The sequence below is a fragment of the Mesorhizobium sp. BR1-1-4 genome, assembly GCF_020165375.1.
Lineage (GTDB): Bacteria > Pseudomonadota > Alphaproteobacteria > Rhizobiales > Rhizobiaceae > Mesorhizobium > Mesorhizobium australicum.
In genome coordinates this window covers 77,910-101,733 of the sequence record NZ_JAIUIB010000011.1, presented here as the reverse complement: position 1 = coordinate 101,733, position 23,824 = coordinate 77,910, and the positions used below count along the sequence as shown (strand labels likewise).

The 23,824-nt window shown below is 62.6% G+C and carries 16 protein-coding genes; 3 read left to right on the top strand and 13 right to left on the bottom strand.

Features of this window, described 5'->3' with window-relative positions; translation table 11 throughout:
- Positions 1-16 precede the first annotated feature (16 nt).
- From LB571_RS23075 to LB571_RS23065, 3 genes are all read right to left on the bottom strand, one after another.
- A complete protein-coding gene (locus LB571_RS23075) occupies positions 17-1,138 on the bottom strand; it encodes an ABC transporter permease (protein ID WP_140717821.1) in 1,122 nt (373 codons plus the stop codon).
- Positions 1,131-2,054 (bottom strand): ABC transporter permease subunit, encoded by a 924-nt coding sequence (locus tag LB571_RS23070; protein ID WP_015318681.1) that lies wholly within the window; start codon positions 2,052-2,054, stop codon positions 1,131-1,133. The genes LB571_RS23075 and LB571_RS23070 overlap by 8 nt, the downstream gene beginning before the upstream one ends.
- Positions 2,055-2,220: 166 nt before the next feature.
- Positions 2,221-3,813: a peptide ABC transporter substrate-binding protein gene (locus tag LB571_RS23065; RefSeq protein WP_140618621.1), complete on the bottom strand. Its 1,593-nt coding sequence runs from the start codon at positions 3,811-3,813 to the stop codon at positions 2,221-2,223.
- A 282-nt stretch (positions 3,814-4,095) separates the two neighbouring features.
- Between LB571_RS23065 and LB571_RS23060 the strand changes: the two genes are divergently transcribed.
- Both LB571_RS23060 and LB571_RS23055 read left to right on the top strand, forming a co-directional pair.
- Positions 4,096-4,542 carry a TadE/TadG family type IV pilus assembly protein gene (locus tag LB571_RS23060; RefSeq protein ID WP_224598236.1) on the top strand — a complete coding sequence of 149 codons (447 nt, stop codon included), beginning with the start codon at positions 4,096-4,098 and terminating at the stop codon, positions 4,540-4,542.
- Entirely contained in the window at positions 4,543-6,297 is a 1,755-nt protein-coding gene (locus LB571_RS23055) for a TadG family pilus assembly protein (RefSeq protein WP_140823819.1), read from the top strand.
- A 28-nt stretch (positions 6,298-6,325) separates the two neighbouring features.
- Here LB571_RS23055 and LB571_RS23050 read toward each other — a convergent pair whose 3' ends face one another.
- The 10 genes from LB571_RS23050 to LB571_RS23005 form a co-directional block, all read right to left on the bottom strand.
- Positions 6,326-7,960: an alpha-glucosidase family protein gene (locus tag LB571_RS23050; RefSeq protein WP_015318685.1), complete on the bottom strand. Its 1,635-nt coding sequence runs from the start codon at positions 7,958-7,960 to the stop codon at positions 6,326-6,328.
- Complete coding sequence (glgX, locus tag LB571_RS23045) at positions 7,960-9,957, bottom strand: glycogen debranching protein GlgX (protein ID WP_224598233.1); 1,998 nt, start codon at positions 9,955-9,957, stop codon at positions 7,960-7,962. The genes LB571_RS23050 and glgX overlap by 1 nt, the downstream gene beginning before the upstream one ends.
- A 16-nt stretch (positions 9,958-9,973) precedes the next feature.
- Positions 9,974-11,602, bottom strand: a complete 1,629-nt coding sequence (locus LB571_RS23040; RefSeq protein ID WP_224598231.1) for an alpha-D-glucose phosphate-specific phosphoglucomutase — start codon at positions 11,600-11,602, stop codon at positions 9,974-9,976.
- A 3-nt stretch (positions 11,603-11,605) separates the two neighbouring features.
- The gene (gene glgA, locus LB571_RS23035) at positions 11,606-13,051 is read right to left on the bottom strand and encodes a glycogen synthase GlgA (RefSeq protein ID WP_015318688.1); all 1,446 of its coding nucleotides are present in this window, start codon (positions 13,049-13,051) and stop codon (positions 11,606-11,608) included.
- 102 nt (positions 13,052-13,153) lie between these two features.
- A complete protein-coding gene (gene glgC, locus LB571_RS23030) occupies positions 13,154-14,419 on the bottom strand; it encodes a glucose-1-phosphate adenylyltransferase (protein ID WP_015318689.1) in 1,266 nt (421 codons plus the stop codon).
- Positions 14,420-14,470: 51 nt separating this feature from the next.
- Positions 14,471-16,684: a 1,4-alpha-glucan branching protein GlgB gene (gene glgB / locus LB571_RS23025; protein ID WP_140663203.1), complete on the bottom strand. Its 2,214-nt coding sequence runs from the start codon at positions 16,682-16,684 to the stop codon at positions 14,471-14,473.
- Positions 16,685-16,755: 71 nt separating this feature from the next.
- Positions 16,756-19,218: a glycogen/starch/alpha-glucan phosphorylase gene (locus LB571_RS23020; RefSeq protein ID WP_224598214.1), complete on the bottom strand. Its 2,463-nt coding sequence runs from the start codon at positions 19,216-19,218 to the stop codon at positions 16,756-16,758.
- Between the two features lie 133 nt (positions 19,219-19,351).
- Positions 19,352-20,134: an ATP-binding cassette domain-containing protein gene (locus LB571_RS23015; protein WP_023771512.1), complete on the bottom strand. Its 783-nt coding sequence runs from the start codon at positions 20,132-20,134 to the stop codon at positions 19,352-19,354.
- Positions 20,131-21,192: an ABC transporter permease gene (locus tag LB571_RS23010; protein ID WP_015318693.1), complete on the bottom strand. Its 1,062-nt coding sequence runs from the start codon at positions 21,190-21,192 to the stop codon at positions 20,131-20,133. Before LB571_RS23010 ends, LB571_RS23015 begins: the two co-directional genes overlap by 4 nt.
- A gap of 159 nt (positions 21,193-21,351) precedes the next feature.
- Positions 21,352-22,407 carry a sugar ABC transporter substrate-binding protein gene (locus tag LB571_RS23005; protein ID WP_411961391.1) on the bottom strand — a complete coding sequence of 352 codons (1,056 nt, stop codon included), beginning with the start codon at positions 22,405-22,407 and terminating at the stop codon, positions 21,352-21,354.
- Positions 22,408-22,596: 189 nt separating this feature from the next.
- Here LB571_RS23005 and LB571_RS23000 point away from each other — a divergent pair, with 189 nt between their 5' ends.
- Entirely contained in the window at positions 22,597-23,823 is a 1,227-nt protein-coding gene (locus LB571_RS23000) for an ROK family transcriptional regulator (protein WP_015318695.1), read from the top strand.
- Position 23,824: the final 1 nt, after the last annotated feature.

Below are 23,824 nucleotides of genomic sequence, written 5' to 3'. Positions count from 1 at the left end.
TCAGCGGTCCCCATCTTTATCGATCCCGTGGGTCGAGCGCGTCGCGCAGGCCGTCGCCGACGAAATTCAAGGCGAACAGCGTCGAGACCAGAAAGAAGGCGGGAAACAGGAGCAGCCAGTTGGCGGTGCCGATGTTCTTGGCGCCGACCGAGATCAGCACGCCCCAGCTGGTCATCGGCTCCTGGATACCAAGCCCGAGGAACGACAGGAAGCTCTCCAGGATGATGACCTGCGGCACCAGCAGTGTCATGTAGATCACCACTGGGCCAAGCAGGTTCGGGATGACATGGCGGATCAGGATGCCACGCTGGCCAATGCCCATGGCTTCCGCCGCCTGGACATATTCCTGCCGGCGAATCGACAGCGCCTGGCCGCGCACGATGCGCGCCATGTCGAGCCACAGCACGGCACCGACCGCCAGGAACATCAGCACGAAGTTGCGGCCGAAGAACACCACCAGCATGATGACGAAGAAGATGAACGGCAAGGAATAGAGCACGTCGACGATGCGCATCATCACTTCATCGACCTTCCCTCCGGAAAAGCCGGCGGCGGCGCCGTAGATCACGCCGATCACCACCGCCACGACACCGGCCAGCAGACCGATGGCCAGCGATATGCGCCCGGCCATCAGCGTGCGGGAGAGAAGATCGCGGCCGGTATTGTCGGTGCCGAACAGGAAATACTGCTGCTTGACCGATGCGCTCATCGTCACTTCGAGGCCGTCGGGCGACTTGTTTTCGATCTTGGTGTCGTCGAAGGCATCGGACCGGTCGAGGTAGCGGATGTTGCGGTCGTCGATCGGCTTGGTCGACTTGACCGTGACGAAGACCTGGCTCCCCTCCTGATGCCACTCCTTGATGTCGACCCGCATGCGCTTGATCGCTTCAGTGAGCGCGGTCTCGATCATATCGGGTTTCGGATAGGCCGAGAGGCTTGGCGGCATGCGCACATAGTCGGCGTAGATGGTCGTGTATTGATGGGGCACGAACCACGGGCCAAAGACGCTGATGATCCCAATCAGAACGAGGTAGTAGAGGCTGAACATGGCGGCGCGATTGGCCTTGAGGCGCGCCCAGGCATCGCCCCAAAGCGAGCGACCAACGATTGCGGGGGCCGTGGCTGCGATGTCAGTCATAGCGCACCCTCGGGTCGACGACCGCGTACATGACGTCGACGATCAGGTTGAAGACGATAGTAAAAATGGCGATCACCACCACCGTTCCCATCACCAGCGTATAATCGCGGTTGAGCGCGGCATCGACGAAATAGCGGCCGACGCCGGGAATGGAGAAGATCGTCTCGACGATGACCGAGCCGGTCAGCAGTGCCGCCGCCGCCGGGCCGGTGAAGGAGACGATCGGCAGGATGGCGCCGCGCAACGCGTGCTTGACCACCACCGACCAGTCGGAAAGGCCGAGCGCGCGCGCCGTTCGGATATGATGGGATCGCAGCGATTCGATCATCGAGCCGCGCATCAGCCGGGCAACGATGGCGATTTGCGGCAAGGCAAGTGTCAGCACCGGGCCGACCTTGTTGATGAAGGCGCCGTCACCCCAGCCGCCGATCGGCAGCAGCCTCCAGGTCAGCCCGAAGACAAGCTGGATCACCGGCGCGATGACGAAGGTCGGGATGGTGCTGCCGGCGGTCGCCAGGGCAATCACCGTATAGTCGCCAAGCTTGTTCTGGTTGAGCGCGGCGATGGTGCCGAGCACGCTGCCGAGCAGCAGCGCCAGGATCAGCGCCGAGGCTCCGAGCTGCACGGAAATGGGCAGGCCCTTGGCAAACAGTTCGGTGACGGTGAAATCCGGCATGTTGTAGCTCGGGCCGAAATTGCCGCGCAGCAGATTGCCGAGATAATGGACATATTGCAGCCAGAGCGGATCGTTGAGGCCGAACTGGGCTTCCAAGTTGGCCTTGATCTCTGGGCTCAGCCCCCGCTCCTGGTTGAATGGACCGCCCGGCGCGACGCGCATCAGGAAGAACGCCATCGTCACGATGACGAACAGCGTCGGGATGGCGGTCAAAAGCCGCCGGAATACGTATCGCAGCATCGGTGCCCCACTTGATCCAGAGCACGCCCTTCCACTCGGACGATTGCGCTCCAGCCTTCAAATCTTCACACCGGATTCTTCCGAAAATCGATTTCCGCTTCCCGGGCCGATGCGATGGCAAACCAGCACCGCCGCGCTCTTTAGAGCGCGGCGGCTTGGCCAGGGATCAATCCTTGCTGACGAAGCGCGACGGATGCACGTCCATCACATTGTCGACGAAGCCATGCAGCTTCGAGGAAACGATGTCGTGGTAGCTGTAGTAGAGAAGCGGGATCTGGCCGACATCGTCGATGAGGATGCGCTCGGCCGCTGAGAGGTCCTTCATGCGCTCTTCGGGCTTGCCGCCGGCGGCCGCGGCCTTGTCCATTGCCGCTTCGTATTGCGGGCTGTTGTAGTTGGAATAGTTGTTGCCGCTGGCCTTGCGCGTGATACCGAGGAAGGTCTCTGGATCCTTATAGTCGGCAATCCAGGCGGCACGCGCCACGTCATAGTCGCCCTTCTGCTCGAGGAAGGAGTAGTGGGTCTTGGTGTCGGTGTTGAGCAGCGTGACGTCGACGCCAAGCGGCTTCAATTGTTCCTGGATCGCCACTGCCGTGTTCTTGTGGTTTTCCGAGGTGTTGTAGCGGATTTCCATCTTCAGCGGATGTTCGGGGGTGTAGCCAAGCTTCTCGAGGATCTTCTTGGCCGCGTCCTCGCGGTCGATCTGCGGCATGTCGGCGTATTTGGCCATTGCGGGCGTATAGCCCTCGATGCCGGGGGGCACCATCGAATAGCCGGGCAGCATCGAATTCTGCCAGACCTTCTCGGCGATGAAATCACGGTCGATCGCCATCGAGATGGCGTTACGCAGTTCGGGGTTGTTCCACGGCGCCTTGTCGGTCTTGATGGCATAATAGTAGGTGCCGAGATACGGCCCGACATGGATCTGGTCGCCGAACTTGGTCTTGAGGTCGGCGAGCTGTTCGGTCGGCAGATCGTCATAGCTGTCGAGTTCGCCGGCCTCGAAGCGCTTCATCGCCGACGAACGATCCTCGGTCGGAATGTAGTTGACCACGTCGAACTTGACGGTCGCGGCGTCCCAGAATTTGGGATTCTTGACCAGTTTCATGTGGTCGTTGGGAACCCATTCGGCCAGCGTATAGGCGCCGTTCGAAACCAGATTGCCGGGCTTGATCCAGTCGGCGCCAAGCTTTTCAATCGAGGCCTTGCTGACCGGATAAGTCGCCTGATGGGTCAGCATCTCCAGGAAGTACGGCGTCGGCGCCTTCAGCGTCACCTCCAGGGTGCCGGCGTCGATCGCCTTGACACCCATGTCCTCGGGCTTGCCTTTCTTGGTGTTGACGTCCTCCGCACCCTTCACCGGATACAGCATCGAGGCGTATTCGGCGCCGGTCGCCGGATCTTCCAGCCGGTGGAAGGCATAGACGAAGTCGTCCGCCGTCACCGGGCTGCCGTCCGACCACATGCCGTCCTTGCGCAGCTTGAAGGTGTAGACGGTGCCGTCATCCGATACCGTCCAGCTTTCGGCCGCGCCCGGAATGAGGTTCGCCTTCTGGTCCTGCATGACCAATCCCTGGAACAGGTCACGCAGCACATTGGCTTCATAGACCGTCGAGGTCTTGTGCGGATCGACCGACTCCGATTCAGCGGCGGTGCCCCTGTTATAGACACTCTCCGCGAAAGCCGGCGTGTAGAATGCGCCGGCGGTTACGGCCATGGTGGTGGCGAATACCGTCGCCTTCAGCATGTTTTTCAGCATGAAGTTCTCCCTGTCGGCGCTGCCATCGGCGCGCCTTACGTGTTGACGCCCCGAAGCCGATGACTGGCTCCTTTGAGCGCGCCCCCGGTTCCCTCCGGCGGCTGGTGGCAGGAGACTAGACAGGAGGTAAGCTCTTTTCAACCGAGTACTGATTGACCCTAAGTCAATCCCCATTGTTGAGAAAGCAACGGCTAAATTAGAGATTCGTTTTCAATCGACCGCACCCTTTGGTTGCACCCAGAGTTTTCGCTTTCTGCATGCGAATTTGGGCATGCTGGTGCCATGGTTCACCACCCCATTTTCGAGGCCCGAAGTCGCCGGTTCCGATCAAACAATTCGGGAACTTCAGCGGTCGAGTTCGCTTTGCTGTCCCCGCTTTTCATCCTTCTTCTGCTCGGAATGGTTGCGTACGGCATCTATTTTGGCGCCGCCAATTCGATCCAGCAAATTGCAGCCGACGCTGCCCGAACAGCCATCGCTGGGGTGAACCAGACCGAGCGGCAGACGCTCGTGGCCAGCTATCTCACCAACAATGCCGGCGGCTACCCCTTCGTGGACGCCAGCAAACTGACCTACCAGGCCAACGACAGCATCGCCGACGGAAGCCAGTTCGTGGTGTCCATCTCCTACGATGCCCGCAACCTGCCGATCTGGAACCTGTTCCCCGGCATAGCCATGCCAGGGACGACCATCAAGCGTCAGTCAACGATCAGGGTTGGGGGTATCTGAATGCTGCGGCGGGCGGGCAAGGGTATGGGTCGGCTTGCACGGTCGATGATGGGAGACAGGAAGGCGAACTTCGCCGTCATGACCGCATTGAGCGCGCCGGTTGCATTGGCGCTGGCAGCGGTGGCCATTGACGAAGCCTCCATCTATACCGAGCGCCGGGAAGCCCAGGCGATGGTCGACCTGGCGGCGATTACCGCCGCCTCGAACATCAACAACGTCAACACCGCGGTCGTCACCACACTGACCGACAACGGCATGCCGGGCGTCGTCGTTCAAGCTTCGGGCCAGACCATTGCCCCGGCCACCGGCAAAACGGTGGTGACGGTCACGCAGGGCCGATATGCCTCATCGACCGCCAATGTCAGCCAGCGCTTCCAGGCGGGTGTGACGCCTTACAATGCCGTCCGCGTCACTTTGGCAAAGATTCCGAACCGCTATTTCGCAAGTTCGCTGATCCCCACTCCCGTCATCGGCACCCAGGCCACGGCCAGCATGACGCCGCTGGCGACGTTCTCGGTCGGATCGCGGTTGCTCAGCGTCAATGGCGGCATCCTCAACGCACTTTTGAGCGGACTTCTCGGCGGCAACATCTCGCTCAGCGTCATGGACTACAACGGGCTGATCTCGGCGGATGTGAGCGTGCTTTCCTTCATCAGTGCGCTCGCCACGCAACTGAACATCACGGCCGGTACCTATTCCGACGTTCTGGCATCGAAGGCGACGGTCGGCCAGATCGCTACCGCCATGGCCAATGTTCCCGGCCTCGGCAATACGGCCAAGGTCGCCCTGCAGACCATCGCCTCCAAATCGACCAGCACCGTCAAGATCCCGCTCAGCAGCCTTGTCGACCTTGGTTCGGTCGGCAGCCTGGGCCTCGGCCAACAGCCGTCCGGGCTTGGGGTAGACGCAAGCGCCATGGGCATGCTGACGGCAGCCGCCGTGCTCGCCAACGGTACCAACCAGGCCGCGATCGATCTCGGCGCCACCATCCCGGGGCTGCTCTCCACCAAACTCAGCATCGCCATCGGCGAGCCGATGCAGTCCTCGCCCTGGCTGGCGATCGATGGTATCGGCACTGTCGTGCGGACCGCCCAGACGCGCATCAAAGTAGCCGCGACAGTCGGCGGCGCAGGCGGCAATGTCGGTGGGGGCATTACTCTGGTGTCGGTCAACCTGCCACTGCATGTGGAAGTCGCCTACGCCGAAGCCAAACTCACCGACATAAGCTGTCCTACGGGTCCCGACAGCATCAAGGTCACCGTTTCTGCCCGCCCCGGTGTTGTGGAAGCGCATTTGGCCGACAGCAGTAGCTCCGGCTTTGCCGATTTCACCAAACCGGAATCGTTCTCCGACACTGAAATCGCAAAGGTCAGTCTTCTGATCAATCTACTTTCAGTGACGGGCTCAGCGGCATTTGAAATGGCCAACAACGCGCCGACCGCATTGACCTTCAACAAGGCCGACATCGACGCCAAAACGATAAAGACAGTCTCCACGCAAAACCTGACACAGTCTTTGACGACCTCCCTGATCACTGATCTGTCGCTGACGACCAATTTGCTGGGCTTGCCGCTGCTGAATCTGAATACCTTGCTTTCCACCGTGCGGCCGGCAGTGGTTGCGCTCTTGAACGGCGTGGCGGCGCCGGTCGACGAGTTGGTTTACAATTTGCTCGGAGCCCTTGGTGTGCGTGTCGGCCAGGCCGACGTGCGCGTCACCGGCGCGACCTGCGGCCGGGCGGTGCTCGTTCAGTAGGACCGCCTAGCCACAACCGAAGTGCCAATCAGTCGAGCCGACCGAGAAAGCAGCCGAGAGTTGGCAGCGAGAGGGTGTTTTCCTCGACAGAAGCGGTCCCGCCGAAGATAGCCGTGACGGGTCCGATATTACCCACCAACGGCAAGGTCGCCGGCTCCTCAGCGAAATTGAAGACACAGATCAACCTCTCCCCGCCACCTTCGCGGATGAAGGCGAGCACGTCGCCCTCGGTATCGAGAAAGCGGATCGAGCCGCCGACCAGCGCCGGATGCTGTTTGCGCAAGGCAAGCGCCGAGCGGTAGGCCGACAGCACCGATTGCTCGTCGCCGATCTGCATATCGACCGCGCGGGCGCGATGGCTTGCCGGCACAGGCAGCCAGGGTTTTGCAGTGGAGAAGCCCGCATTGTCGGCGTCGGCCTCCCAGACCATCGGCGTGCGGCAACCATCCCTGCCCTTCACGCCGGGCCAGAAGCGGATGCCGACCGGATCGCGCAGATCCTCGTAGGCAAGCTCCGCCTCTTCAAGGCCGAGTTCCTCGCCCTGATAGAGGCAGATCGAGCCGCGCAAGCAGGCGAGCAGCATGATTGAGAATTTGGCCACAAGATCGGGATCGCCACCAGGCCGCATCCAGCGGCTGACATGGCGCACCACGTCATGGTTGGAAAACGCCCAGCAAACCCAGCCGTCGGCCACCGCGCTTTCGAAGGCCTCGACGCAGCCACGCACATGCGCCGCCGAAAACTGCGAACCGAGCAGGTCGAAAGTGTAGCTCATCTGAAGCTTGTCGCCGCCGGAGGTGTAGGCGGCGAGCGTCTGCAGCGAGCGACCCTCGTCGCCGATTTCGCCGACGGCTGCGCGGTCGCCATATTCGTCGAGCAACGCACGGAAGCGCCGCAGGAACGCCAGGTTTTCGGGCTGCGTCTTGTCGAACAGATGCTCCTGATAGAGGTAGGTGTTGGTCTCCGTGTTGGTGCCGGCGACGCTCGAGGCCAAGGGCGGATTGCCGCGTAGCCAGCGGTCGTGGACATAGTAATTGACCGTGTCGAGCCGGAAGCCGTCGACACCGCGATCGAGCCAGAACCGCACCGTGTCAAGCAACGCATCCTGGACTTCCGGGTTGTGGAAATTGAGGTCTGGCTGCGAGGCGAGGAAATTATGCATGTAATATTGGCGGCGGGTCGCGTCCCATTCCCAGGACGGCCCCCCGAAGACCGACAGCCAGTTGTTGGGCGCGCCGCCGTCGGGCTTCGTATCGGCCCAGACGTACCAGTCGGCCTTGGCATTATCGCGGCTGGCCCGGCTTTCGATGAACCATTCATGCTTGTCGGATGAATGCGACAGCACCTGGTCGATGATGATCTTCAGGCCGAGCCGGTGGGCTTCGGCGACCAGCGCATCAAAATCGGCCAATGTGCCGAACATCGGGTCGACGTCGCGATAATCCGATACATCATAGCCCATGTCGGCCATCGGCGACTTGAAGAAGGGCGACAGCCAGACAGCGTCGACGCCGAGCGAGGCGATATAAGCGAGCCTTGACGTAATGCCGCCGAGATCGCCGCTGCCATCACCGGTCGTGTCCTGAAAAGAGCGCGGATAGACCTGGTAGATGACGCAGCCGCGCCACCATTCGGCTCCCTGCCCCAAACTCTCACCGGTCATCACGAACCCTTCCTGACGCCGCCGTTTCCGGTTCGGCTCTCGATCATGAAATTGACGCTGCGCCCCGGCAGCGGGCGCGCAAGGTCAGTCACGTGCGTTTCGATCGCCGGATGCCATCGAAAACCTTCCCGCGCCGGCAAGGTGAAGACGCATTGGCGGCGGTCGCCATTGATCAGAACGGCAAGCCTGCCTTCCTCGCCGCCAAGCAGCATGACGAGGCGATGCCGGCTGGTATCGTTCCAGTCGGTCGCGTCGAGCAGCTCACCGGTCTCGGTCAGCCAAGCAACGTCGGGAACGCCTGATGCCGCAATCGGTTCTCCGGTCAGGAAACGCGTGTCCGACAATGCGGGCACCGCCTGGCGAAGTGCCGCGAGTAGGAATGCGTAACGCTCCAGCTTCTGATCGCGGCCTGCCCAGTCAAGCCAGGTGGTGGGGTTGTCTTGTGCGTAGGCGTTGTTGTTGCCCTTCTGGGTGCGACCGAATTCATCGCCCGCGGTCAGCATGATAGTGCCGCGCGAGGCGAAGAGCGTGGCGAGCAGAGCGCGCTGGTCGTCGAAACGGGCCTTGACGATTGCCGCGTCGTCCGTCTCGCCTTCGACGCCATTGTTCCAGGACAGGTTCTCGTTATGGCCGTCGCGGTCCTGCTCGCCATTGGCCGCGTTGTGCTTGCGCTCATAGGCGACGATGTCAGCCAGCGTCATGCCGTCATGGGCGGCGATAAAGTTCACGCCGCGGCTTGCCGGCTCCCCTGCCCTGTTAAACACGTCGGACGAACCGGCAAGGCGCGTTGCGAGAGCACCAACCATGCCGGCATCGCCGCGCCAGAAGCGTCTGACATCGTCGCGATAGCGGTCGTTCCACTCAAGGAATGGCGGCCGGAAATTGCCGAGTTGATAGCCGTTTGCCCCGATGTCCCAAGGCTCGGCGATCAGCACGCGGTCGTAAAGCACCGGATCATGGGTGATGGCCTGGAGCAGCGGCGCTTCCGGATCGAAGGCACCATCGACCCGGCCCAGCACCGGGGCCAGATCGAAACGGAAGCCGTCGACACCGGCCTGGCGAACGAAGTGACGAAGTGTGTCGAGCACCATTTCCCGCATCACCGGATGGTCGCAAGCGATCGTGTTGCCGGTGCCCGTGTCATTGACCAGCCCGCCATCCGGCCGGTGCCGATAGTAGGCCTTATTGTCGAGGCCGCGCAGCGAGAGCGTCGGCCCCAGCCTGTCGCTTTCGCCGGTGTGGTTGAAGACCAGGTCGAGAATGGTGCCGATGCCGGCCCGGCGCAACGCGGCGACCGTGTCCTGCAATTCCGTCAGGCCGCCGGGCGCGAGGCGCGGGTCGAGCGCCATGAAGGTGACGGGATTGTAGCCCCAGGCGTTGCTCAGGCCCAGCGGCGGCAGATGCCGCTCGTCGATGGAGGCCGTGATCGGCATCAGTTCCACGGCGGAGACGCCGAGCCTTTGCAGATGCTCGATGATGGCCGGATGGGCAAGAGCGGCGATCGTGCCGCGCTTTTCTTGCGGTACATCCGGATGCAGCTTGGTGAAAGCGCGGACGTTCAGTTCGTAGATCAGGCCGCCCGGGCGAAACAGGGGCGGCAGGATCGGTGGAGCCGTGGGCGAGGCCTTGGTCACGGCCTTGGGCATCAGCGACGCGGTGTCGGCGCCCTCATTGCGCCGCGCGGCGAGCCGCCAGTGATAGGCGTAGGCCCGGTCGATTTCGACGGCGTAGGGATCGGTGAGCAACTTGTCGGGGTCGAACCACAGCCCCCGCTCGGGCGCATAGTCGCCATCGGCGCGCAGGCCATAGCGCGCGCCCGCGGCCAAGCCGGAGACAAAGAGTGAATGGACGCCGTTGCCTTCCGACGCCAGCTCGAGACGATCGAGTTCGCGGTTTCCCTGCTCGTCAAAGATCGAAACCCAGAGCCGTCTTGCCGACGAGGACCATGCGGCGAAGCGGATGCCTTCGCTGGTGATGGTGGGGCCGAGCTGGGTCAAGAGCGCTCCACCGCCCTCAAGTAATGACGCTCGGCTTGTTGCGCCCGGTGTGGCTCTTGATCCCGGCAATGTCGTCGGCCGCCGAAATCAGGTCGGCGAGCGCCTCCTGCGTGTCGAGGTCGTGCCTCGACTTGTCCGGCTCGTAGCGCTCGATATAGACGCGCAAGGTCGCGCCAGACGTACCGGTGCCCGAAAGCCGAAAGACCACGCGCGAGCCGCCTTCGAACAGCACCCTTATGCCCTGGTGCTCGCTGGTCGAGCCGTCGACCGGGTCGTGGTAGGCGAAATCATCGGCATTGGCGATCTTCAGGCCGCGCACGCTGGTGCCCGGTAGCGAGCCGAGCTTGGCCCTGAGTTCGTCGACCAGCGCATTGGCGCGGTCGCTCTCAACCTCCTCGTAATCATGGCGCGAGTAGTAGTTGCGGCCATAGGTCTCCCAATGCTCGGTGACGATCTGCTTGCAGCTTTCGCCACGGGCGGCGAGGATGTTGAGCCACAAGAGGACCGCCCACAGACCGTCCTTTTCGCGGACATGGTTTGAGCCGGTGCCGGCACTTTCCTCACCGCAGATCGTCGCCATGCCGGCGTCAAGCAGATTGCCGAAGAATTTCCAGCCGGTCGGCGTCTCGTAAATCCCGACACCTAGCTTGTGAGCGACGCGGTCGGCCGCGCCACTGGTCGGCATCGAACGGGCGATGCCTTTCAGCCCATCCTTGTAGCCCGGCGCCAGGCGGGCATTGGCGGCGAGCATGGCGACCGAATCCGAAGGGGTGACGAAAATGCCCTTGCCGATGATCAGGTTGCGGTCTCCATCGCCATCGGAGGCGGCGCCGAAATCGGGCGCGTCCGGTCCCATCATCTCATCATAAAGGTGCTTGGCATGGACCAGGTTGGGGTCCGGGTGATGACCGCCGAAATCGGGCAGCGGCTTGAAATTGCGGCAGGTGCCGTTCGGTGCGCCGAGGCGGTGTTCAAGGATTTCCTTGGCGTAGGGCCCGGTCACCGCATGCATGGCGTCGAAGCGCATGCGGAAGCCCGACTTGAACAGTTTGCGCAGCGCATCGAAATCGAACAGGCTCTCCATCAACTCGGCATAGTCGGTAACCGGATCGATGATCTCGATGGTCATGCCGGCAGCCTCGACTGTCGCGACCGTATCGATGTCAATCGGGTCGATGTCGGCGATCTTGAAGCTCGAAATCGTCTTGGTCTTGGCAAAGATGGCGTCGGTCAGCTTTTCCGGCGCCGGGCCGCCATTGCCGGCATTGTACTTGATGCCGAAGTCCTCGTGCGGGCCGCCGGGATTGTGGCTGGCCGAGAGGATGATGCCGCCGAAGGTCTTGTATTTGCGGATGACATGCGAGGCCGCGGGCGTCGACAGGATGCCGCCCTGCCCGACCATCACCTTGCCGAAGCCATTGGCGGCGGCCATGGCGATGGCCTTCTGGATGACCTCCCGGTTATAAAAACGGCCGTCGCCGCCGATCACCAGGGTCTTGCCCTTGAACCCGTCGAGCGCATCGAAAATCGACTGGATGAAGTTCTCGGCATAGTGCTCCTGCTGGAACACTGGCACCTTCTTGCGCAGGCCCGACGTGCCGGGCTTCTGGTCGGAATAGGGCTTGGTGGAAACGGTGCGTATCATGCTTCAGGCAACCCTTTTCGAAAGCAGCAGGCGATAGAGTTCGACGTATTTTTCGGCGCTTCGATCCCATGACACATCGGTCTTCATGCCCTGGCGCTGGATGGTTTCGAAGATTGCGGGACTGGCGTGGGCGTCGGCCAGGCGTCGGATCGCGTGCAGCAGCGCGCCGCCATTGTTGGGGGCGAACTGGAAGCCGGTCGCCACGCCGGCGGCAAACGCTGCTTCATTGGCATCGATGATGGTGTCCGCCAGGCCGCCGGTGCGGGCGACGACCGGCACGCAGCCATAGCGCAGGCCGTAAAGCTGCGTCAGCCCGCAAGGCTCGAAGCGCGACGGGATGACGATGGCGTCGCAGCCGCCCTGCATGGTGTGCGACAGCCCCTCGTCATAGCCGACGACCACGCCGATGCGGCCACGATGGCGTGCGGCCGCGGCCAGCAGCGCGCCTTCGAGGCCGGCGTCGCCCGAGCCGAGGATGGCCAGCCTTGCGCCTGTCGCGACGATGCCGTCGACCACCGTCGCCAATATGTCCATGCCCTTCTGCCAGGTCAGGCGGCTGACGACGCAGACAATCGGACTGCCGTCGCGGTCGAGGCCGAAACGGTCCTCGACAGCGGCCCTGTTCGGCGCGCGGGCCTTCAACGTCTCGGCCGTATAGGTCGATACCAGATGCTTGTCGGTTGCCGGATCCCAGATGGCGGTGTCGATGCCGTTGACGATGCCATGGAGATCGCTGGAACGCATGTTGATAAGGCCGTCGAGGCCCATGCCGAATTCCGGCGAACGGATTTCCTGCGCATAGGTCGGGCTCACCGTGGTGATCGCCCAGGCGGCCTGCAGGCCAGCCTTGAGGAAGCCGACGCCGCCATAATATTCGACGCCGTCAAGCGCCATCGCCGCGGCAGGCAGGCCGAGCTCGCCGAAGATACCGGCCCCGAACTGGCCCTGGAAGGCGAGATTGTGGACGGTCATCATGGATGGGGTGCCGACCGCCTTGCCATAGCGCATATAGGCCAGCGTCATCGCCGACTGCCAGTCATGGGCATGGACGATGTCGGGGAGATAGCCCGAGATGGCGCCCCCGGCGATATCGGCGCCGGCCTGGCTCAGCGCCGCGAAGCGCCGCCAATTGTCCGGCCAGTCCGCGCCCGAGGCGTTGCCGTAGGGCCCCCCGGGGCGGTCGAACAGATGCGGCGCGTCGAGCACGAACAAATCGAGCCCGGCGACCTGGACGGCATGGACCGACGCCTTGCCGCCTTGCAGTAGGGGATACTGATAGACGGCCTTCTTTTTCTTGAAGGCGCCCATCACCACGGGAAAGCCCGGAACGAGCGTACGCATGGCCACGCCCTTCGCCGCGAGCGCAATGGGCAGCGCGCCGGTTACATCGGCAAGCCCGCCGGTCTTGATCAGCGGGAAGATTTCGGGAGTGACCGACAGAACCTGCATGCGCTTAACGATCCGCTTCCCATCCATGCCGCCCAAACCGTGTGCGGTTTGGACCACGACATGCACAAAACACCCTAAAGTGACAGCTTGTTGATCACCTGTTCAGGTTGACAACTTGTTGATCATGTCCTGTGTGATCAGGCAGATACCCTTTTCCGAAACCCGGAAGCGCTTGGCGTCGAGGACGGGATCCTCGCCGACCACCAGCCCTTCGGGTATCCTTACGCCGTGGTCGATGACGACGCGCTTCAACTTTGCGTTCCGGCCGACATGAACGTCGGGCAGCATGACAACCTCTTCCAGCGTCGAATAGGAATTGATGCGCGCGCCGGTGAAGATCAGGCTTTTCTTCAGCGAAGCGCCCGAGACGATGCAATCGCCCGACACCAGTGACGAAATGGCGGAACCGCGCCTGCCGTCCTCGTCATGCACGAACTTTGCCGGCGGCTTCAGTTCGGCATAGGTCCAGATCGGCCAATCGCGGTCGTAGAGGTCGAGTTCGGGCGTCACGTCGGTCAGGTCGATGTTGGCCTCCCAATAAGCATCAACCGTGCCGACATCGCGCCAGTAGGCCTCGTTTTCGGCGGTCGAACGCACGCAGGACTTGGTGAAGCGGTGCGCGATCGCCTTACCGTGCGTGACGATATAGGGGATGATGTCCTTGCCGAAGTCGCGGCTGGAGCCCGGCTCGGCGGCATCGCGGCGCAGTTGCTCCATCAGGAACTTGGTCTTGAAGACGTAGATGCCCATCGAGGCCAAGGCGAATTCCGGGTTACCCGGAATGCCGGGCGGGTCAGCGGGCTTTTCGACGAAGGCGATGATGTTGTCCTTGGCATCGACATGCATGACGCCGAAGCCGGTCGCCTCCATGCGCGGCACTTCGAGGCAGCCGACCGTGACATCGGCGCCGGCATCGACATGCTGGCGCAGCATCATCTCGTAGTCCATCTTGTAGATGTGATCGCCGGCCAGGATTACCATGTATTCCGGGCCATAGGCCTCGATGATATCGATGTTCTGGTAGACGGCGTCCGCCGTGCCCTCATACCACTGCGTTTCCGACACACGCTGGCTGGCCGGCAGGATGTCAAAACTCTCGTTTCGTTCGGGCCGCAGGAAGTTCCAGCCGCGCTGCAGGTGGCGGATCAGCGAATGCGCCTTGTATTGGGTGGCGACGCCGAGGCGGCGGATGCCGGAGTTGAGCGCATTGGAGAGCGCGAAATCGATGATGCGTGTCTTGCCGCCGAAATAGACCGCGGGCTTGGCGCGCCGGTCGGTCAGTTCCTTGAGGCGGCTGCCGCGCCCGCCGGCCAACACGTAGGCCATGGCGTCGCGGGCCAGCGGCTGCGTTCTCTTCAAGTCTGCCATTTATACCCTCCCAAGTTACTCGTATCGATGCGCTAACCAGCCTTAACGAGTTCAGTCGGCAGCGAGTTCAAGCATGATCGTCGACAGCGGAGGCAGGAGCATCGTTGCCGAGATGCCCTTGCCCTCCGCCCTTGCCTCGACCATGCCGCCATTGCCCATGCCGGAACCGCCATATTCGGAAGCGTCGGTGTTGATGATCTCGCGCCACTTGCCGGCCTTCGGCAGCGGCACACGATAATTGTCGCGCGGCACCGGTGTGAAATTGGAGATGACGGCGACCGGATCGCCGCCGGGAGCGCTGCGCACCCAGGCGAAAACCGAATTCTGGCTGTCGTCGACGATCATCCAGGAAAACCCTTCAGGCTCGCAGTCGCGGCCATGCAGGGCCGGGCGTGAACGATAGAGATAGTTGAGGTCGCGCACCGTCTGCCAGACCCCGCGATGCGGGCGAAAATCGAGCAGGTCCCAATCAAGCGCGCGCGCTTCGCTCCATTCGCGGCGCTGCGCGAATTCCTGGCCCATGAACAGCAGCTTCTTGCCGGGATAACCCCACATGAAGCCGTAATAGGCACGCAAGGTCGCGAATTTCTGCCAGTCGTCGCCGGCCATCTTGCCCAGCAGCGTGCCTTTGCCGTGCACGACCTCGTCATGCGAGAGCGGCAGCACGAAATTCTCCGAGAAGGCGTAGGTCAGGCCGAAGGTCAGCTCGTTGTGGTGATGCTTGCGGAAAATCGGCTCCTTGGAAAAATACTCCAGCGTGTCGTGCATGAAGCCCATGTTCCATTTGAAGCCGAAGCCCAGCCCGCCTTCATGGACAGGCGCCGAGACCTTTGGCCATGACGTCGATTCCTCGGCGATGGTCATGACGCCCGGATGGTGGCCGTACACCTCCTTGTTCATCTTCTGCAGGAAGCTGACCGCCTCGAGGTTTTCGCGCCCACCCTTCTCATTGGGGATCCACTCGCCGGCCTTGCGCGAATAGTCGAGGTAGAGCATCGAGGCGACCGCATCGACGCGAAGACCGTCGACATGGTATTTTTCGGCCCAGAACAGCGCGTTGTTGACCAGGAACGACACCACCTCGCGGCGGCCGAAATTGTAGATCGCGGTGTTCCAGTCCGGATGGAAGCCCTTGCGCGGGTCGGCATGCTCGTAGAGCGCGGTGCCGTCGAAATGGACCAGACCGTGCTCGTCGACAGGAAAATGCGCCGGCACCCAGTCGAGGATGACGCCGACGCCGGCACGGTGGGCGCCGTCGACAAAGCGGGCAAAGCCGTCCGGATCGCCGAAGCGGGCCGATGGCGCGTAGAGGCCGGTTGTCTGGTAACCCCAGGAGGGATCATAGGGATGCTCGGAGATCGGCAGGAATTCAATATGGGTGAAACCGGTCTCGATTACATAGGGGATCAGCCGGTCGGCCAGTTCATCCCATGACAGGAAGGAGCCGTCATCGCCAAGCTGCCAGGACCCGGCGTGGACCTCGTAGATCGAGATGGCCTCGCGGCGAGGGTCGGCGTTGCGCCAGAAATTGCGATGCGCCTCGTCACCCCATGCATGCGCCGGCGGCATCGCGGTCACCGAGGCGGTTGCCGGGCGCAGCTCTGATTTGAAGGCGAACGGATCGGCCTTCAGCGGCAACCTCACGCCATCGGGACCGATGATTTCATATTTATAGGGCCGGCCGGCACCGATATCGGGAATGAACAGCTCCCAGATGCCGGTGTCGCGACGGTCGCGCATCGTATGCTGGCGGCCGTCCCAGTCGTTGAAGTCACCGACCACCGAAACGCGCCTGGCATTTGGGGCCCATACAGCGAAATGCACGCCGGACGCGCCTTCGTGCTCGATGACATGCGCGCCGAGCTTGTCGAACAGCCTGAGGTGCGAACCCTCGGCGATGTAGTAATCGTCCATCGGACCGAGTACCGGACCGAACGAATAGGGGTCGGTCAGCCACCAGTCGCCGCCGGCATTGCGGGCGTGGTAGCGCAGCGGCTGGCGCTTCTTGATCGACAGCTTGCCTTCGAAGAAACCGGCATCGTCGCGCCTGGTCAATTCGCCGACCTCGACGCCGGTCAGGGTGTAGGCCGTAACCGACTCCGCGTGCGGAACGAAGCAGCGTGCGAACAGGCTCTTGCCGGCCTCCTGGACACCGAGAACCGCAAAGGGATTGCCGTGCGTACCGGCGACAATCGCCTCGACATCGCTGGCTGGCGCCAGTCCGTCCGGCCCGCTTGTCGCAGCGGTCGCGCGCGGCTTCCTCATCAGGCGGTCGCCCTCCCCGGGCACCAAGTGTTTGTTTTTGCGGCCATCGTTCGTGGCCTTATGCAATCATATCAGACGGGTACGTTCCAGATTTCTTTCGCATATTGACGGATCGTGCGATCGGAGGAGAACCAGCCGACGCGCGCGACGTTGCGGATGGCGCGCGCGTACCAGTCCGGGCTGTTGCGCCAGACAGCGTCCACCTCGCGCTGACAAGCGGCATAGGCGTCGAAATCCGCCGCGACCATGAACCAGTCGCTGTCATAGAGGCCATTGATGAGGTCGCGGTAGCGATTGGGATCATCGGGCGAGAAGACGCCCGACGAAACGGCCGCAACCGCCTGCGCCAGTTCGGGCGATGCCTCGATGACGCCGCGCGGATTGTAGCCATTGTTGCGCCGCTCGGCGACTTCTTCGGTGGTGAGGCCGAAGATGAAGATATTGTCGTCGCCGACATGCTCCTTGATCTCGACATTGGCGCCGTCGAGCGTGCCGATGGTCAGCGCGCCGTTCAGCGCGAACTTCATGTTGCCCGTGCCGGAGGCTTCCATGCCGGCGGTCGAGATCTGCTCGGAAAGATCGGCGGCTGGCATCAGCACCTCGGCCAGGCTGACATTGTAGTTCGGCACGAACACGACCTTCAGCAGGCCGCGCACCGAAGGGTCGCTGTTGATCACCCTGGCGACGTCGTTGGCCAGTTTGATGATCAGCTTGGCGTTATGGTAGCTGGGCGCGGCCTTGCCGCCGAAGAATTTCACGCGTGGCATCCAGTCGCGTTCGGGATGCGAACGGATCTGGTCATAGAGCGCGATCGCTTCGAGGATGTTGAGCAGCTGGCGCTTGTATTCGTGGATACGCTTGACCTGAATGTCGAAGAGCGCCGAAGGGTCGAGCTTGATGCCAAGGCGATCGGCGACCAGATTGGCAAGCCTCACCTTGTTCTGGCGTTTCACGGCGGCGAATTTTTCGCGAAAGGCGGTGTCGTCGGCTAAGGGATCGAGCCCTTTGATCGCTTCGATGTCATCCATGAAGCGGTCGCCGATCGCCTCGCGGGCAAGCGCGGTGAGGCCTGGATTGCACTGGATGAGCCAGCGCCGCGGCGTGATGCCGTTGGTCTTGTTGTTGATGCGATCGGGATAAAGTTTGTGGAGGTCGGCGAAGACCGTCTCCTTCATCAACTCGGTGTGCAGCGCCGACACGCCATTGATCGAATGCGAGCCGACAAAGGCCAAATTGCCCATGCGCACCCTGCGGTCGCCATTCTCCTGGATAAGCGAGATACGGCTGATCTGCTCGTCCGAGAACTGATCGGTGGCGCGCGCTTCGAGCAGCACCTGCGCGTTTATGGCGTAGACGATCTGCATGTGGCGGGGCAAAAGCCGCTCGAACAGCGGCACCGGCCAGCTTTCCAGTGCCTCTGGCAACAGCGTGTGGTTGGTGTAGCCGAAGGTGCGCTTGGTGACATCCCAGGCGAGATCGAAATCCATGCCATGGACATCCATCAAGAGCCGCATCAGCTCGGGCACGGCGATCGCCGGATGGGTGTCGTTGAGGTGGATCGCCGCCTTGTCGGGCAGAGACTTGAGATCGCCATATTGGCTGAGATGGCGCTGCAGGATGTCCTGCAGCGAAGCGGTGGAGAAGAAGTATTCCTGGCGAAGCCTGAGTTCCTGGCCGGCCATGTGGGAATCGGCTGGATAGAGCACCCGCGACAGCGCATCGGCCTTGTTGCTTTCGGCCAGCGCCCCGATGTGGTCGCCGGCGTTGAACTTGTCGAGCCGGATCGGGTCGATCGGCATACCGGACCAAAGGCGCAGCGTGTTGACGCGCTTGGCCCGCCAGCCAGCCACGGGCGTGTCATAGGCGACCGCAAGCACATGCTCCCTCGGCTTCCAGACATGGCGTTCGAGGCGGCCTTCCTTCGAGGTGATCGATTCGACCGAACCCCCGAAACCGACTTCGAAGGAGCGCTCGCGCCGCTCGAATTCCCAGGGGTTGCCGTGGTCAAGCCAGGTCTCGGGCAACTCGACCTGCCAGCCATCGTGGATTTCCTGGCGGAACATGCCGTTGGCATAGCGGATGCCGTAGCCATGCGCGGGGATGTCGACGGTGGCCATGCTTTCCATGAAGCAGGCGGCGAGCCGGCCAAGGCCGCCATTGCCGAGGGCCGCGTCCGGTTCCAGCGCCGCGATCAGGTCGAGATCGACGCCGAGCGACGACAGCGCCTCACGCATGTTCTCCATCAGGCCGAGGTTGGAAAAGGCGTCGCGCATCAGACGCCCAATCAGGAATTCGAGCGACAGGTAATAGACGCGCTTTTCCTGTTGGTCGTAGGCTTCCTTGGTCGCCTGCATCCAATGATCGACGACGCGGTCGCGCACGACCTTGATCGTGGCGGTCAGCCAGTCGTACTGGGTCGCGACGGTGGTGTCCTTGCCGACCCGGTACTTGAGCGACATCAAGACTTCTTCAGCAAGCGTCTTGGGATCGGGATTGTCGAGAGCGGGGGCTTCGATCGTCATGGCGGATGTCATATCGCCTCTCGTTCGGTTTGGCCTGATCATACCGGCTTTCACCGTTTCTCCCAGCCCATCCTAGTGCATTGCAACATGTTTTCAATCGATTTAGAGAATGCCCTCGTCTACTTACGCTGCGGCAAGTTGGCAGTCAGGCCGCCAACGCCGCCTCCGGGGGTGCTTTTGCCCCGGTCATGAAGGCAACGGCGTCGGACATCGTATATTGCTTGGGGTCGATGACGCACAGTCGACGGCCCAGACGGTGGATGTGGATACGGTCCGCCACCTCGAAGACGTGTGGCATGTTGTGCGAGATGAGCACGATCGGCAGGCCGCGCTTCTTCACGTCGAGGATCAGTTCAAGCACGCGGCGGCTCTCCTTGACGCCGAGCGCCGCCGTCGGCTCGTCCATGATGACCATTTTCGACCCGAAGGCGGCGGCGCGGGCCACCGCCACGCCCTGGCGTTGGCCGCCCGACAGGGTCTCCACCGCCTGGCTGATATTCTGGATGGTCATCAAGCCGAGTTCGGTGAGCTTGTCGCGGGCACGCTTTTCCATTGCCGGACGGTCCAGCATGCGAAGCCACTGGCCGACGAAGCCGGGTTTGCGGATCTCGCGGCCGAGGAACATGTTGTCGGCGATCGAAAGCGCCGGCGACAAGGCCAGGTTCTGGTAGACGGTTTCGATGCCGGCTTCACGGGCTTCCATCGGCGACTTGAAGGAGACGGGTTTGCCTTCAAGCCGGATTTCGCCTTCGTCCGGCACGGCCGCGCCGGAAATCGCCTTGATGAGTGACGACTTGCCGGCGCCGTTGTCGCCGATGACGGCAAGGATTTCGCCGGGGTAAAGGTCGAAATCGGCATTGTCGAGAGCGGTGACGCGGCCATAGCGCTTGACCAGACCGCGCGCGGTGAGGATGGGTTCCTGGGTCATGCCGAAACCTTTCTGATCCATTGGTCGATGGCGACGGCGCCGATGATCAGCACGCCGGTGAGCAGCACTTTCCATTGCGGATCGGCGCCGAGCATGTTGAGGCCCATCGAGACGACGCCGACGATCATCGCGCCGAACAGCGTGCCGAGGATGGAGCCGCGGCCGCCGAAGAGAGAAATACCGCCGATCACGGTCGCGGTGATCGCCTGCAGATTGTAGTCGGTAACAGCGGCGGACGGCGAGATCGAGCCGTTGCGGCCGATGGAGACCCAGGCCGCGAAAGCGGCGATCAGCCCGGCAAGGGTGTAAACCGTCATCAGCACCTTCTTGGTCTGGATACCCGACAGCTTCGCCGCCTCCTGGTCGTCGCCGACGGCGTAGACATGACGGCCCCATGCGGTGTGGTTGAGCACGTACCAAAGAACCAGCACGAGCACGACCGTGGCGATGACGCCGAGCGTCAGCACCGCCGTGCCGACCTTAAAGCTCAGGGCAAACAGGTGCAGCAGCGGTGCCTGGTTGTCGACGTCGGTGTCGCGGATCGTCTCATTGGCCGAATAGATGAAGTTCGTGGCCATGACGATGTTCCAGGTGCCAAGCGTCACGATGAAGGGCGGCAGCTTCATATAGGCGACCAGCAGCCCGTTCAGCAGCCCGCAAGCCGCACCGGCGGCAAGCCCGATCGCCACGGCGAGCACGCTCGGCATGCCGTAGCTGACCGCGCAATTGCCCATGATCACGGCCGAAATCACCATGATCACCCCGATCGACAGGTCGATGCCGGCGGTCAGGATGACCAGTGTCTGCGCGGCGCCGAGAATGCCGACGATGGCGATCTGCTGCAGGATCAGTGTCAGCGTGTAGGACGAGAAGAACCGCCCGCCGATCGTGATGCCGAAGATGACGATCGACAGAAGCAGCACGATCAGCGGCACCGCCGCCGGCGTCGAATGCAGAAAATGCTGGATGCGCTTGACGGCTGATTTGTGCTCGTCAAAAGCGGCTACACTTGTATCGCTGGCCGAGAGAACCTTCTCGAATTCCTGAGCTTGAGCCATGTTTCCTCCCCGTAGGGCTTCAGCCACACGCTGACGCCGTCCACGCCTTCCGGTCTGTCGCCGGGATTATTCGCGTTTACAGTGATGCATCGTCCACCCGATGCGACCGGGGATCAAGTCCCCCCGGTCGCATCGGTTCCGTTGCCGGTCAGGCCAGTATCAGCCCCAGCACTTGGCGAGGCCCTCCTTGGTGTCGATGGACTTGACGCCCGTCGCCGGCTTGTCGGTGACGAGGTTGACGCCGGTATCGAAGAAGTTCTTGCCCTCGGTCGGCTTCGGCTTGGTGCCGTCCTTGGCGAAAGCGGCGATCGCCTCGATGCCGAGTGCGGCCATCTGCAGCGGATATTGCTGCGAGGTGGCGCCGATGACGCCTTCGGCGACCGACTTCACGCCGGGGCAACCGCCGTCGACCGAGACGATCAGCACCTGCTTTTCAAGGCCGACGGCCTTGAGCGCCTGGTAGGCACCGACCGCGGCCGGCTCGTTGATGGTGTGGATGACGGTGATGGTGTTGTCCTTCTGCAGAAGGTTTTCCATCGCCTTGCGGCCACCTTCCTCATTACCGTTCGTCACATCATGGCCAACGATGCGCGGATCGGTCTCATCGCCGATCTTGTTGGGGTCCTTCACGTCGATGCCGTAGCCCATCATGAAGCCCTGGTCGCGCAGAACGTCCACGGTCGGCTGCGAGGGTGTCAGGTCGAGGAAGCCGATCTTGGCGTCCTTGGCCTTATCACCGAGCGTGGCGGCGGCCCAAGCACCGATCAGCTTGCCGGCCTCCAGATTGTCGGTGGCGAAGGTCGCGTCGGCGGCGTCGATCGGATCGAGCGGCGTGTCCAGCGCAATCACCAGCAGGCCCGCATCGCGCGCCTTCTTCACCGTCGGCACGATGCCCTTGGTGTCGGACGCGGTGATCAAAATGCCCTTGGCGCCGTCGGCGATGCAGCTTTCGATCGCCGCCACCTGGCTCTCGCTGTCACCGTCGATCTTGCCCGCATAGGTCTTGAGATCGACACCAAGTTCCTTGGCCTTGGCGGTCGCGCCCTCCTTCATCTTGACGAAGAACGGATTGGTGTCGGTCTTGGTGATCAGGCAGGCGCCGACGCCGGCCGCGGACGCAGACGAAGCGAACGCCATCAGACCCAGCGCGGCCGCCGCGAAAACGGTGGACTTCAACAGTTTTGTATTGGTCACGATTTCCTCCCAGTGGAACATTTTCGAATGCCGGCCAACCGGCACCCGCACGGCATCCAGGCGACTTCTCCCAGCGCGGATGCCCTCTCAAGGAACACCACGCCAGGGCATCTGTCAATAATTAAATCACTCTTATTTATTATTGACACCCTTGCGTCGTTCACTCATTCTGACCCAAAAGCATTATGGGGAAACGACGGGAGGAACAGGGTGGAGACGGCCACTGCGAGGCATGGTTCGCCCGAAGCGAACGAGAGCCTCATTCACCGCGGCACCAACCAGAGTGGCATGCGCGACCACAACGAGCGCCTGGTGCTTTCGCTGGTACGCCAGCACGGCAGTCTGGCGAAGTCCGACATTGCCCGCATGACCGGACTTTCGGCGCAGACGGTCTCGGTCATCATGCGCGAGTTGGAGGAAGAAAGCCTGCTCGTGCGCCAGGCGCCGTTGCGCGGCAAGATCGGCCAGCCCTCGATCCCCATGGCGCTCAACCCCGAAGGCGCCTTCTTCATCGGCCTCAAGATCGGCCGCCGCAGCGCCGAACTCGTGCTGATCGATTTCCTCGGACAGGTGCGCGCGATGCTGCAGCATTCCTACCGCTACCCTGCCCCCCGCGAGACGGTCGAGTTCGTCACGTCAGGCATGAAGGCGATGCGCGGCGAGCTGACGCCGGCACAGGACAAGCGCATCGCCGGACTTGGCATCGCCATGCCGTTCGAGCTCTGGAACTGGGCCGACACCGCCGGCGCGCCGCGCGACGTGATGGACGAATGGCGTCATCGTGACATCAGGACCGACATCCAGGCGCAGTGCGACTTTCCGGTCTATCTGCAGAACGATGCCACCTCCGCCTGCGGCGCCGAACTGGTCTTCGGCCAGACGGGCGCGGCGCGGGATTTCGTCTATTTCTACATCGGCGCCTTTGCCGGCGGCGGCATCGTGCTCAACGGCCGGCTGTTTGGCGGGCCGACCGGCAATGCCGGCGCGCTCGGCTCCATGCCTGTGCCGGGGCCGGATGGAAAACCGACCCAGCTGATCGACGTGGCCTCGATCGCCATGCTCGAAAAAACACTCAACGCGCGTGGCGTCGAGGCCTCGTATCTGTGGACCTCACCCGAGGATTGGGGGGAGATCGGCGCCGCGCTCGACGAGTGGATCGCCAGCGCCTCGCAGGCGCTCGCTTATGCCATCGTGGCAGCATCCTCGGTCATCGATTTCGAAGCCGCGGTGATCGACGGCTGGATGCCGAAGGCCGTGCGCCAGAGGCTGGTGGAGGCGGTCGTGACGGCAATCGGCGCGATCGACGGCGAAGGGCTGAAACTTCCGGCCGTCCGCGAGGGAAGCGTGGGTATCCATGCCCGGGCGCTCGGCGGCGCCAGCCTGCCGCTTTCCGAACGCTTCCTGATCGGTTCGACGACGATCTCCAGGGGCGCGTGAA

Excerpts from the sequence above, each read along its gene's own strand:
- LB571_RS23075 (WP_140717821.1), bottom strand. The coding sequence starts at position 1,138 with ATGACTGACATCGCAGCCACGGCCCCCGCAATCGTTGGTCGCTCGCTT.
- LB571_RS23070 (WP_015318681.1), bottom strand. The coding sequence starts at position 2,054 with ATGCTGCGATACGTATTCCGGCGGCTTTTGACCGCCATCCCGACGCTG.
- LB571_RS23065 (WP_140618621.1), bottom strand. The coding sequence starts at position 3,813 with ATGCTGAAAAACATGCTGAAGGCGACGGTATTCGCCACCACCATGGCC.
- LB571_RS23060 (WP_224598236.1), top strand. The coding sequence starts at position 4,096 with ATGGTTCACCACCCCATTTTCGAGGCCCGAAGTCGCCGGTTCCGATCA.
- LB571_RS23055 (WP_140823819.1), top strand. The coding sequence starts at position 4,543 with ATGCTGCGGCGGGCGGGCAAGGGTATGGGTCGGCTTGCACGGTCGATG.
- LB571_RS23050 (WP_015318685.1), bottom strand. The coding sequence starts at position 7,960 with ATGACCGGTGAGAGTTTGGGGCAGGGAGCCGAATGGTGGCGCGGCTGC.
- LB571_RS23040 (WP_224598231.1), bottom strand. The coding sequence starts at position 11,602 with ATGATACGCACCGTTTCCACCAAGCCCTATTCCGACCAGAAGCCCGGC.
- glgA (WP_015318688.1), bottom strand. The coding sequence starts at position 13,051 with ATGCAGGTTCTGTCGGTCACTCCCGAAATCTTCCCGCTGATCAAGACC.
- glgC (WP_015318689.1), bottom strand. The coding sequence starts at position 14,419 with ATGGCAGACTTGAAGAGAACGCAGCCGCTGGCCCGCGACGCCATGGCC.
- glgB (WP_140663203.1), bottom strand. The coding sequence starts at position 16,684 with ATGAGGAAGCCGCGCGCGACCGCTGCGACAAGCGGGCCGGACGGACTG.
- LB571_RS23020 (WP_224598214.1), bottom strand. The coding sequence starts at position 19,218 with ATGACATCCGCCATGACGATCGAAGCCCCCGCTCTCGACAATCCCGAT.
- LB571_RS23015 (WP_023771512.1), bottom strand. The coding sequence starts at position 20,134 with ATGACCCAGGAACCCATCCTCACCGCGCGCGGTCTGGTCAAGCGCTAT.
- LB571_RS23010 (WP_015318693.1), bottom strand. The coding sequence starts at position 21,192 with ATGGCTCAAGCTCAGGAATTCGAGAAGGTTCTCTCGGCCAGCGATACA.
- LB571_RS23005 (WP_411961391.1), bottom strand. The coding sequence starts at position 22,407 with ATGTTCCACTGGGAGGAAATCGTGACCAATACAAAACTGTTGAAGTCC.